Raw genomic sequence first — 1,425 nt, 5'->3', positions numbered from 1 at the left:
CCACCGACACCACCCCCTCCCCCTACGCCTCCGTCGACGGCCTGCGCGCCGTCGCCGGCGCCGGCTTCACCGCCACCCCGCCGGCCCCGACCACCGCCGGCGAGCCCGCCTGGGCCGCCGCCACCACCTTCGTCCCCGGCACCGCCGCCAAGCTCGCGCTGGTCATCGACGACGGCACCGGCGCGCTCAAGGTCTGCGCCGTCACCCTCACCCCGACCGGCACCACCGCGACCCTCGGCGACGTCCTCGACTCCGCCGCATCCGCGACCCCCGCCGGCTGCGTCACCGCCGTCACCCCGTCCTCCGGCACCGGCGCCGTCACCGCGATCAACGGCACCGCCAACAGCGGCTCCTCCACCTGGAAGGTCAGCCTGGACGGCGTCACCGCCACCACCGCCACCCGGGCCACCACCGTCCACCTCGGCGACACCGTTTCGCTCCGCTACGGCAACTGATCCGAAGGTCCCGGTCGTCCTGGACGCCGGGGACGAGCTTCGAACCGTTGAGATCGAGCGGGGCCCGTCAGCCGGCGGTCTTCCGGTCGGGTCAGTGGCTTGTCGGAGCCGTCGCCTAAAGTGCAGCTTCTGACGACGGACGGCCGGAGAGGGGTCGGGTAATGACCGAGGCATGGGACCGACTGCGGGCGATCATGGGCGAACCGGTGTACACCCCGGCGCGGGTGCCGTGGGAGCTGGCACCGGCCGAGCTAGGGGTCCAACTGCCGTCGGACTACCGGGCGTTCGTCGACCTGTACGGTGCGGTGAACCTGAACGGCGAGTGGGGTGTGCGGTCGCCGACGGAGCGCTCCCACGGAGCCGGTTCGCCGGGCGGCCTGGCGGGGTGGCGTTTCGAGACCGACACCGAGTTCCGGGGGCAGGTCGAGGGCGAGGACGAGTTCTGGGACCAGGAGCGCACCCCTGTGTTCCCGGACCCGGGCGGGCTGCTGCCCTGGGGCATGAACAGCAACCACAACTACTGCTGCTGGCTGACCGACGGCCCGGACCCGGAGCAGTGGCCGGTGGCCGTCTTCTGCGACTTCGGTGGCGTCGACGACGGTGCGCTCGACCGTTTCGACGGCGGCTTCGCGGAGTTCGTGGCGACCGTACTCACCGGCGGCTACGCCCATGAGGACGAGTTGCTGGTGCGACCGGACCCGGAGGAGTGGGGACCTCAACCGGCCCGGCCACTCTGGACACCCGCCTACGACTGGACCGGCAAGGACTGGGGCGCGGAGTGGGGCATCACCTGGTACCGGCCCACCGGGTCGACGGAAATGCCCTGGACCAGGTAGCGGTGATCCGCCGACCTGGCATTCGCCTTCCCTCGCCCGGCGGCGCCGAACATCACGCAACAGCCGTACCGCCCGGGGGGGGGGGGGCGGGGCCCCCCCCCCGGCGGGCGGCGGGGGCGGGCGGGGCGCGCGGG

General features: G+C 73.3%; 1 protein-coding gene and 1 pseudogene. Both read left to right on the top strand.

Annotated elements, in window-relative coordinates:
* Positions 1-2: 2 nt before the first annotated feature.
* A pseudogene (locus ACFV6I_RS04805) lies at positions 3-455 on the top strand (hypothetical protein); the annotation flags it as partial.
* A 161-nt stretch (positions 456-616) separates the two neighbouring features.
* On the top strand, positions 617-1,291 hold the full coding sequence (locus ACFV6I_RS04800; RefSeq protein ID WP_063352225.1) for an SMI1/KNR4 family protein: 675 nt from the start codon (positions 617-619) through the stop codon (positions 1,289-1,291).
* Positions 1,292-1,425: the final 134 nt, after the last annotated feature.

It is taken from the genome of Kitasatospora sp. NPDC059803, assembly GCF_042732255.1.
In the GTDB taxonomy this organism is placed as follows: domain Bacteria; phylum Actinomycetota; class Actinomycetes; order Streptomycetales; family Streptomycetaceae; genus Kitasatospora.
Note: the sequence above shows the minus strand (reverse complement) of the source record. Positions and strands in the feature narration are given on the sequence as shown.

Coding starts and splice junctions, on each gene's coding strand:
- ACFV6I_RS04800 (WP_063352225.1), top strand. CDS start 617: ATGACCGAGGCATGGGACCGACTGCGGGCGATCATGGGCGAACCGGTG.